This window comes from Kutzneria sp. 744 (genome assembly GCF_000568255.1).
Taxonomy (GTDB): Bacteria; Actinomycetota; Actinomycetes; order Mycobacteriales; family Pseudonocardiaceae; genus Kutzneria.
In genome coordinates this window covers 4,610,536-4,619,924 of the sequence record NZ_KK037166.1, presented here as the reverse complement: position 1 = coordinate 4,619,924, position 9,389 = coordinate 4,610,536, and the positions used below count along the sequence as shown (strand labels likewise).

5 protein-coding genes and 1 pseudogene are annotated in these 9,389 nt (G+C 69.0%); 2 read left to right on the top strand and 4 right to left on the bottom strand.

Annotation, left to right across the window (positions count from 1 at the left end; all coding sequences use genetic code 11):
• The 4 genes from KUTG_RS20565 to KUTG_RS20550 all read right to left on the bottom strand — a co-directional run.
• Window positions 1-486: formyltransferase family protein (locus tag KUTG_RS20565; protein WP_043718858.1), on the bottom strand; the 486-nt coding region annotated here is incomplete at its 3' end.
• Window positions 483-1,682: an MFS transporter gene (locus tag KUTG_RS20560; RefSeq protein WP_043718856.1), complete on the bottom strand. Its 1,200-nt coding sequence runs from the start codon at window positions 1,680-1,682 to the stop codon at window positions 483-485. The genes KUTG_RS20560 and KUTG_RS20565, both read right to left, overlap by 4 nt.
• The gene (locus KUTG_RS20555; RefSeq protein WP_052395097.1) at window positions 1,679-2,962 is read right to left on the bottom strand and encodes an enoyl-CoA hydratase/isomerase family protein; all 1,284 of its coding nucleotides are present in this window, start codon (window positions 2,960-2,962) and stop codon (window positions 1,679-1,681) included. Before KUTG_RS20555 ends, KUTG_RS20560 begins: the two co-directional genes overlap by 4 nt.
• 90 nt (window positions 2,963-3,052) lie before the next feature.
• The gene (locus KUTG_RS20550; protein ID WP_043718855.1) at window positions 3,053-3,262 is read right to left on the bottom strand and encodes an MbtH family protein; all 210 of its coding nucleotides are present in this window, start codon (window positions 3,260-3,262) and stop codon (window positions 3,053-3,055) included.
• A gap of 128 nt (window positions 3,263-3,390) precedes the next feature.
• Between KUTG_RS20550 and KUTG_RS53675 the strand changes: the two genes are divergently transcribed.
• Entirely contained in the window at window positions 3,391-5,214 is a 1,824-nt protein-coding gene (locus KUTG_RS53675) for a condensation domain-containing protein (RefSeq protein WP_157494675.1), read from the top strand.
• A 29-nt stretch (window positions 5,215-5,243) separates the two neighbouring features.
• Window positions 5,244-9,389: pseudogene (locus KUTG_RS56480) on the top strand (amino acid adenylation domain-containing protein); the annotation flags it as partial.

Below are 9,389 nucleotides of genomic sequence, written 5' to 3'. Positions count from 1 at the left end.
GGACGGAAAGGTTCCGATGCTCTCCCGCAGGCACGTCACGTTCAGGTCGAAGGTGGTGGCCCCGGCCGGGACGTCGAAGGTCCGCTGTAGCAACAGGTCCCCGTCGTCGATGCCGGGCGACATCACGTGCCAGCTGATCCCGTACGTCCGTTCACCCCGCATGACCGCCCAGTGCTGGGCATTCAGGCCGGCGTACGCGGGCAACGGACCATAGTGGTTGTTGACCGCGAACCTGCGCGGCACACGCAGTTCGGCGGCGGCAAGGATGGCCGGGTTGGCCAGGCTGAACAGATAGTCCGGCGGCTCGGTGGCCGCCGCGTCCAGCCTCTGCGCGCACGGGATGCCATGGCGAGCTGCCCAGCGCAGCGCGGAATCGTCCGTCGCGATCACCGTGGTGACCCGGTGGCCGCGCCGCACCAGGACGTCGCCACAGGACTGGAGCAACGAGCCAGACCCGGTCAGCCACGCGGTGAACCGGGCCGTCACGTGTCACCGCTCCGCCGTATGACGACATGCGCGCTGAACGCCACTATCGCCGCCACCGCGCACGCGGCGGTGGCGGCGGCCAGCGACCCGCGAGGGCCGATGGCGACGACCAACGCGCCACCGGCCGCCGTGCCCACAAGGTTGGCTGCGACCGTCACGGAGTCCGCGGCGGCGAACACTCGGCCGCGGTACTCATCCGGCGTGTGCGCCTGCACAAACACATTGGTAAGCACATTGGACAGTGAGCGGCAGGCTCCGCCCGCGAACCAGCCCAGCCCGTTGGCCAGCAAGAACGGCCATGCCACAGGCGTGAACAATGCCACGGTCAGGCCGGTCACCCCTGCGACGTACGCCACGGCGCGCAGGCGGTCGTCGCGGAGCCGGCGCGCCTGGGTGGAACCCAACAACGCACCGCAGCCCCAGCAGCCGACCATCAGGCCGTACCAGAACGCGGTCGCGTGCATCACATCCGTGATCAGGAAGATCTCACCGAGGAAGGCCACGGTTGTCGCGCACACCACGAAGAACTGGGCGAGCAACCGGGTGCCCAGGCGGATGTCTCCCAACACGTGGGAAAGGCCGTCACGTCGCCCGTCTGTCTCGGTCTTGCGGTCGCGACGGGGCACGCGGTCAGCGCGGATGGCCGCCATCAGCCCGGCCTGTAGGAGGGAGGTGAGCCCGTCGATCAGCAGTGCCCACTGCACTCCGACGGTGGACGCGAGTACGCCACCGAGCACGACGCCGCCGAGGCTGCCGACGGTCATCGCGGTGCCGTGCCACGAGTATCCGCGCATGCTGTCTTCCTCGCCGGTGATGTGCGGCACCAGCGCGGCCGTCGTCGTGCCGACCACACACCCGGACATGCCCACCAGGGCGACCGTCACCCAGGTCAGCGCCGGGGAGAAGGTGACGAGCAGGCTCAGCAAGAGCAGCCCTTGCACTGCCATGGCGATGATCAGCAACGGCCGATTGCGGTAGCGGTCCGCCAGGAGGCCGGCAACCGGTGCGCCCACGACGTTGCCCGCGGTGGCGGCTATGAACAGCCCGGAGACCGCGTAGACGCCGACCCCCTGGAGCTTGCTCGTCAACCCGATCCAGCTCACCTGCGATCCGAGCGCGGAGATCCCGGCGCCGGAGGCGAGTAGCAGCAGTGCCCGGGTCCGGCCGGAGGCGGTGAGTGCGCTGGTGGCGGTCATGCCGACCTCCTAGCTGCCGGCCACACGCGCTCCAGATTGGTGACCAACGCCGGGTCGTCCACGCAGTAGGCCTGATCTCGCGCGTACGCGGACATCACTTCGCGGAACGTGTCGAGCGGTTCGGTGGCCAGCCGCAGAGCCCGGCGGTTGGCCTGCACGCTTCGCATGCCCGCGCGGGTGAGCTGCTCGGCCGCTGAGTCGATACGGGCCTGCATGTCCTCGGCCGGCACGACGTCGCCGGCCAGCAGTCGTCCGTCCGAAGTGGACGCGGGGATGCGGTCGCTGAAGAACACGACGTGCTTGGCGCGCTGTTCGCCGATCGCCCTGGCCAGCCGGCCACCGCCATAGCCGGGGATGATGCCCTCACGGGTCGCCGGCAGGCTGAAGTACGCATCGGTCTCGGCGATAACGTGGTCGACCACGAGCAGGAACTGGCACGCGCCGCCGATCGCGAAGCTGTCGACGGCCGCGATCCACGGCTTCTCGTGCCGCGCGTCGGACGGTCCCCGTCCGTCGCGGGGATGGCCTCGATGGATCTTGCTGATCACGCCGAGCTCCCGCTCCAGGAAGAACTCCACCAGCGGGATACGGCCGTCACGCAGGCGGGTCAGGTTGATGCCGGAGCCGAACACCCGGCGGCCGGCCCACCTCGGGTGCGTCATCTGGGCGCCGCGCAGGACTCCGACGTCGATCTCGTCGTCCAGCAGGACCACGTCCACGGCGATCTCCAGCGCCTCGGTCGTCTCCGCGTCTTCCGCGTTGAGCGATTGGACGTTTTGGAGGGTGACGTGGCCGACGCGCCCCCGCCGGTCCACCCGCACCGAGCCGAGGTCGACCGCGCCGGTCCGGCGCACCTCGGCCAGCGCGGCCGCGGACCGGGGATGCGGCAGGGTCATTGCTTCCATCAGGTGTTCACCGGTGACGGGGTCGGCGAGCAGGTGCGCGACCAGGATGCCCTGGTCGACCTCCACCCCCAGCTTGTCCCGGCGGGTCCGGACGTGTTCCTTAGCCACCGCATTCGCTGACGGCACGAGCCCGGGAAAGCGGTCGGCCACCACCCGTACCAGCTCCGCCAACCGCAGCGGGGTAGTCAGCCCGTTGGTGACGTCGTGGTAAATGGCGGACGCGTGCCGGTCGAGTAGCTCGTCACGCAACGCCCGGCCACGGGCCAACAGCGCCTCGGTGTCCAGGGCACCGCGTTCGAGGCGGGTGAGGGTGTCGTAGTCATCGCGCAACGCGCGCAGCGTCATTGCGGCGTCGTCGCCGAGCGCGCGGTTCATTCTGGTCACGGACCAGGCCTCGCGTTCGCGGGCTGGCCTGGCCGAGGTTCCTGCAGGCATGACGATCCTGTTCTCGTGTCGGGCTGGCGCTCAGTGGTCCATGGCCTCGATCAGGCTGAGCGGTCGCATGTCCTGCCAGTGCTCGGTTACGTAGTCCAGACACGCCTGGCGGGTGTCTTCGCCGAACGCCGTCCGCCAGCCCGCGGGCACGTCCACCTGGACCGGCCAGAGCGAGTGCTGGCCCTCGTCGTTGACCAGCACCAGGTAACGGCCGTCCTCGTCCTCGAACGGATTGGTCATCACGCCCCCTAGGTATTTCCGCGGATGAAGCCCATCAATTCATAGATTTGGCGCCCCGTCTTGTCCAGTGCGGTACTGGCATATCCGGTGAGTCGTCACGGCGCTATCACGTGATTGTCACGCTGCCCATGGCACATTGGCTGCAGCACTCCGAAGCAGGTGAACGGCTGTCCTGCGGCGAGGTCGAGAGGGGTCACCAAATGGGGGACGACATTTCCGGGTCGACCGAACGCGCGATCGCGTCGATCTGGTGCGAGGTTTTGGAAATAGCGGACATTAGTCCGGATGCGAATTTTTTCGCAGTCGGCGGTCAATCGATGCTGGCCATCGTCGCGGCAGGTCGGATCGCCGACCGCTTCGGCGTGGACCTCCCGTTGGACGTGCTGTTCTCGACCGCCACGACCAGGGCGGTGGCTGCCGAGGTGGATGCGGCCCGGCGTGCCCGTCGCTCCGTCCCGCTGTCACTCGCTCAGGAACGGATCTGGCTTGCCGAGCAGTTGGCCACGGGCCCATCGGCTTATCACGTCGCCTTGGCGTTCGCGCTGCCCGAGGCCGTTGACGAGGACGTCGTGTGCCGGGCGGTGTCCCAAGTGCTGCACCGGCACGAAGTCTTCCGCACCAGGCTCACGGTCACTGACGGTGTGCCCACGCAACAGTTCGACGCGGACGTGCCGGTCGTGGGCCGGTTTCAGGCGGCGGATCGGGCTACCGCGGAGGCACTGCTGGCCGAGTCGGCGAGCCGACCGTTCGACCAGGGCAGTGGGCCGCTGGTGCGCGCCGCGTTGGTGAACCTGCCCGGCGGGCGTGAGCTTCTGCTGGTATGCCACCACTTGGTGATCGACGGCTGGTCCTGGCGGATCGTCATCGACGAGATCGCCGCTGCCTGCCGGAACAACATCCTGCCGACTTCAGCGCAGTCCTATGCGGACATCTCTTGGCCTTCTGGTGCGGAAGATCGGGTGCAGGGCACAGAAATCTGGCCGCCGCTCGCACTCTCCGGCCGGTCTGCCCGGCCGGTTGAGGTCACCACCGCGGGCGACGAGGTTTCGTTCGTGGTCACCGACACGGACGCCGTGCAGGACGTGGCCAGAAGGCTGGGGACCACGCCTTACGTGGTGTTGCTCGCCGCGTTCCAGCTGGTCCTGCACCATGCCACCAGCTGGCTGGACATCGTGGTCGGGTCGCCGTTCGCCGGTCGCGCCGAATCCGACGTCCGGGACGTTGTGGGCACATTCGTGACGGTCGTGGCGCTGCGGGCTGGGTTCGCCGGCGATCCGACGTTCGCCGAGTTGGTCGAGGAACTGAGGCTCGCCACGCTGCGGGCACAGGATCGGCAGCGCAGGGCCACCGGTGGCCGGCTGCCCACCGTGCTGTTCGAGTACGACACCGCGTATCCGGAGCTACGGCTCGGCGACCTGGCCGTGGCGCCCCGGGAGATATCGACCGGAACATCCAAGATGGACCTGTCGGTTCGGCTGGTCGACACCGGACCCGGTCTGTGCGGCGCCGCCACGTTCCGAACAGCCCTGTTCGACCGCGAGATAGTCGAGCAGCTCGTCCAGGACTACCTTGCGGTGCTCGCCGAGGTCTGCGCCGACTCCGAACACCCCACCACGCGGCTCTCGCCGCTGGTCCACACCCGATTGGTGGCCACTGAGGCGGGTACGACACCCGGGCCGAAGGAGGCCGGGCCGAAGGAGGCCGGGCCGGACGGTGAGCTGGCGGCCACGCTGGCCGGGATCTGGGCCGAGGTGCTCAATCGGCCCGCGGCCGGCATCGACGCGTCCGCTGATTTCTTCGACCTGGGTGGCCGATCCCTGGATGTGGTCCGAATGGTCGCCCGGGTCGAGCAGACGCTCGGTGCGAAGGTGTCCGTGCTGTCGGTGTTCCGCAATCCGTCACTGGCCGAGCTGGCTTGCGTGGTGGCTTCGAGCGAGAAGACGTTCCAGTGATTCGCGACGGGAAGAGCGAAACGGTGACAATGCGGACCGGTGGCATTGGCGAAGCTCAACGAGACGTCTGGCTGTTCGAGCAGGCCAACCCGGGCACGGCCGCGTACATCATGGCCACCGGTTACTGGGTCGACGGGAGACTCGACCTCGATCTGCTCCGGCAGGCGCTGACCGAGTTCGTGGCCGCGCACGAGATGCTGCGTTCGCGGTTCGCCGACGATGGCGGCGAACCGCGCCGGACTGTGTCCGCCGATCCTGTGCTCCCCTTCGCCCAGGCAGACTTCGACACCGACAGCGATGCGCTCGCCTGGGCCGAGGACCTTTCCCGACGTCCGATCGATCTGGCCGCCGAGCCCCCGATCCGCATCGGGCTGGCCAGGCTGCCGGACGAGCGAGCGTTGCTCGCGGTTGTCGCCCACCACATCGCTTTCGACGGTGCATCGCTGGGCCTGCTTCTGCGTACGGTCGCCGCCCGCTACACCGACCTCACGACCGCCGGCGACACGCCTCTGCCGGTCGTGCCTTGTCCCGACATGCCTTCCGCGGCCGCGGACGACTACTGGACGACGGCGCTCCTGGGCGCGCCTGTCGAGCTCGACTTGCCCACCGACCGTGCACGCCCGGTGTCACCGGCCACAGTCGGCAGCACCTTCCGGTGCGAACTGCCGGCACGGATGCGTGCTGCGCTGCACGGCGGCTATGGCGAGAAGAGCCCGTTCGTCACGCTGCTCGCGTCGCTCGCCGTGGCGCTGTCCCGGTACACGGCGCAGGCGGACCTGTTGATCGGCGCCGCCGTGAGCGCGCGCGTTCGTCCGGAGCTGGAGCAGGTGGTCGGCCTGCTGACCAGCGTCCTGCCGATCCGCGTGGACGTCGACGCGAGCCTGGCGTTCGACGAACTGCGCGCCCAGGTTGCGGAGACCATCTGGACCGCGACCGCTCACCAGGACGTGCCGCTGCGGGACCTGTTGCGGCTCATCGGGAACAGCGCCGGAGGGCCGCTGGCCCAGGTCGTGTTCGGTGTCGAGGAGGAGCTGGCCGGGGACGTCCGGTTCGGTGCGTGCCGGCTGACCGAGGTGATTCTGGACCGCCGCGCGGCCAAGACCGATATCAGCTGGCAGGTCCACATTGGACGGACTTGGTCGCTGGAGGTGCAGTACCGCGCCGAAATCTTCGACGAGACCACCATCGCCAGGCTGGCCCGGCACTGGATCTCGCTCACCATGGCGGCCCTCGACCACCCGGACCGGGCGATCGGCGAGCTCACCCTGCCCGACCCGACCGGCAACGATCCGGCCGAACTCGCCGCGGCGGCACTGCCGGACCTGTTCGCGCGGCAGGTGGCGCGCACACCCAACGCCATCGCGCTGGAGAGCGAAGGAATCCGCCTTGACTACGCGGAGATGGACCGCCGAGCCAATCGGATCGCCCGCAGGTTGGCCGAGCGCGGGATCGGTCCCGAGGACGTGGTGGGCGTTCTGCTCCAGCCATCGGTCGAGTCGGTGGTCACGTTTCTGGGCGTGCTCAAGGCCGGCGCTGTCTACTTGCCGCTGGATCCCGAACTGCCCGCGGACCGGCTGCGGACCCTGGTGACCATCGCTCGTCCGGTTCTGCTTGTCGGCCCGGAGAGCGGGTTGGCCGTGCCCGTCCTTGACCCGCACGATGCCTGGGCGTCCGGGTCCGACGAGCCGGTCGAGCCGTCACTGCGGCTGGACAACTCCGCGTATCTGATCTTCACGTCTGGTTCCACCGGAGAACCGAAACCGGTCCTGGTCCGGCACGCCGGTATCGCCGCGCTGCCCGCCGCCCTGCCGGTCGGCCCCGGTGGACGCGTCCTGCACTGGGTGCCGCCGACGTTCGACGTGGCCATCGCAGACATGTGCATGGCACTGCTCAGCGGGGCGACCCTGGTACTGCCACGCCGTCGGGCGCTCGTCAGCGCTGATCTCGCGGCCGAGCTGACCGACCACGCGATTACCCATATCCAGTTGACTCCGCAGGTGCTGGCGACCGTGCCCCGGCGGAAACTGCCGACACTGCGCGTGGTCGTAATCGGTGGTGAGTCGGGCGACCCGGAAGTCGTCGGCTACTGGGGTGCACATGTCCGGCTGCACAACGCCTACGGCCCGACCGAGTCGACCGTGACGGCAACGATCAGCGAACCCGTGACAGGCCAACGGGTTCCACCGCTCGGCGACAGTGTGCCTGGCACCGGCCTGCGGGTGCTGGACCGTGACCTGCGGCCAGTGCCTGTCGGTGTGGTGGGTGAGTTGTACCTCACCGGGGCGGGGTTGGCGCGGGGCTACCTAGGGGCTCCCGCGGAAACGGCCGTGCGGTTCGTGGCCGCCCCCGGCGGTCGGATGTACCGCACCGGCGACCTGGTGCGCCGCACCGGCGACGGCGAGCTGATGTACGTCGGTAGGGCGGACACGCAGGTGAAGATCCGCGGCGTCCGCGTGGAGCCCGGCGAGATCGAGGCCGCACTGGCTGGTCATGCCCGTGTCCGGCAGGCCGTGGTGACAACGCGAACCGACACCGTGCGCGGCCAGTTCCTCGTCGGCTACATCCTCCCGCATGGCGACGAACCGTTGCCCTCGTTGCGGGATTACCTGCGTCAGATGTTGCCTGCCCACCTCGTGCCCACTGCGATTGTCTCGGTCGACGAGTTTCCCCTCACTGCCAACGGGAAGATCGACGTCGAGGCTCTTCCCGCCCCGGACTTCGCTGCCGCTGCCCGCGTCGCGCCGAGGACCACGCGGGAGATGACCCTGGCGGGCCTGTTCGCCGACCTGCTCGGTCTCGAGTCGGTGGGCGCCCATGACGACTTCTTCGAACTCGGCGGCCATTCCCTGTTGGCGAGCCGGCTCGTCGCGGGCATCCGGTCGGCGTTGGCGGTAGAGACCGATCTACGTCAGGTCTTCACAACCCCGACCGTGGCTGGTTTGGCAGCCGCCCTGGAGAGCGCGGAACCCGCGCGGGTTCCGTTGCGGCAGCTCGTCCGACCAGACCGGATCCCGTTGTCCGCGGGGCAGAACGGGTTGTGGTTCGTCCACGGTCTCACTCCCGAGGCACGACCGCGTAACTCGTCGGTCGCCTTCCGGATCGTCGGTGGACTCGACCTCGGCTGCTTGCGCGCCGCCCTCGCGGATGTCGTGGCCAGGCACGAGATCCTGCGGACGACCTTCCCGATCGAGGAGGGCGTGCCGTGCCAGCGGGTCCACCCCCCGGTCGAGGTTGCCCTGACTCACATCGACATCGACGAGGGCGGCCTGCCCGGCGCCCTGCGGGACGCGGCCGACCGCCGGTTCGACCTGGCCACCGAACCTGCCTTCGCTGTCGTGGTGTTCGCGCTTGGCCCGGATTCCCACGTGCTGCTCATGGTGACTCACCATGTGATGAGCGATGGCTGGTCGGCGGGGATCCTCGCGACCGACCTGAGCACCGCCTACCGCGCCCGGTGCGGTGGCCGACCTCCGACGTGGGCACCGCTGCCGGTCCAGTTCGCCGACTACGCGCTCTGGCAACGGGACCGATTGGGTTCCGAGGACGACCCGGAGTCGCTGGTCTCGCGGCAGCTGGCCTACTGGGAACGAGAATTGGACAGCCTGCCCACGGAGCTCCCACTGCCGGTGGACCGCCCGCGCAGCGCCTTCTCCTCCGCAACGGTCTCGCACACCTTCGCACCCGACCTCTGTCGTCGGATTGCCACCGTGGCCAGGGAATCTGGGGCGACACTGTTCATGGTGTTCCGCGCGGCGCTCGCGGTCGTGTTGCACCGGTACGGCGCCGGCACGGACATCCCGATTGGGACCGTGGTCGCCGGTCGCGACGACGACGCCTTGGCTGGATTGGTCGGATGCTTCGTCAACACGGTCGTGTTGCGGACCAACCTGCACGGTGAGCTGTCATTCCGGGAGTTGCTGGGTCGTGTCCGTGAGCAGGACATGGCGGTCCACGCACAGCAGGACGTGCCGTTCGAACGCTTGGTGGAGCGGCTCAACCCGGTCCGTTCGGCCGGCCGGCACCCACTCTTCCAGGTCATGCTGACCATGCAGAACAGCACCCCGCCCGTCCTCGAGCTCGGCGGCGCGCGGAGCGCAGTGGAGCCGCTCGGCCAAGGCGCAACCGAACTCGACCTGTCGGTCGACCTGATCCAGGTCTCGGACGGGACGATCCGG

Excerpts from the sequence above, each read along its gene's own strand:
- KUTG_RS20555 (WP_052395097.1), bottom strand. The coding sequence starts at position 2,962 with ATGAACCGCGCGCTCGGCGACGACGCCGCAATGACGCTGCGCGCGTTG.
- KUTG_RS20560 (WP_043718856.1), bottom strand. The coding sequence starts at position 1,682 with ATGACCGCCACCAGCGCACTCACCGCCTCCGGCCGGACCCGGGCACTG.
- KUTG_RS53675 (WP_157494675.1), top strand. The coding sequence starts at position 3,391 with ATGGCACATTGGCTGCAGCACTCCGAAGCAGGTGAACGGCTGTCCTGC.
- KUTG_RS20550 (WP_043718855.1), bottom strand. The coding sequence starts at position 3,262 with ATGACCAATCCGTTCGAGGACGAGGACGGCCGTTACCTGGTGCTGGTC.